Annotated in this window: 1 pseudogene; it reads right to left on the minus strand. The window is 67.4% G+C overall.

Annotated features, from left to right (window positions below):
- A pseudogene (locus H8A95_RS43400) lies at window positions 1–626 on the minus strand (glycine-rich domain-containing protein); the annotation flags it as partial.

Below are 626 nucleotides of genomic sequence, written 5' to 3' on the forward strand. Positions count from 1 at the left end.
CGCCACCGCCGCCACCACCACCGCCGCCGCTCGTGCCGTTGGTCCCGCCGTTGCCGCCGCTGTACTTCAGCGCTCCGGTGCCGCTCGCCACACCGCTCGCTGCTGCGCCGCCCAAGCCACCCGCCTGATTGACGGCACTCGGGGTGGCCGGGGCAGCACCGCCCTTCGCGCCGACCACGACTGCGGTGCCTGCAATGGATGCGCAGTTCGATGTCGAGTTGCAGAAATAGGAATCGCCGCCGCTGACCGTCGCCGCACCGCCGATCCCGACGGTCAAGGACACGATCGCATTTGCGGTCAGCGTGATGTTCGTGGATTTGGAATATGCGCCGCCACCGCCGCCCGGACCCGAATCGGCGGCCGCCACCGCATTCTGACCACCACCACCACCGCCAATAACCTCAATCGAATTGTTAGCGCTGTTCCAGTTGTTCGGCACAAGCCATGAAGACGGGCCACCGCCGGTCAGGATGACGGTCTGCTGTGCGTTGTAGGAAACGATGACGACACCCGAGCCGCCATTGCCGCCATTACCGGTGCCGCCGTTTGCTGCGCCACCGCCACCGCCGCCCGTGTTGGCCGTTCCTGCCGTGCCAGCACCACCAGGTGCAGCGCCACCAGCACCG

The organism is Bradyrhizobium oropedii, assembly GCF_020889685.1.
GTDB lineage: Bacteria > Pseudomonadota > Alphaproteobacteria > Rhizobiales > Xanthobacteraceae > Bradyrhizobium > Bradyrhizobium oropedii.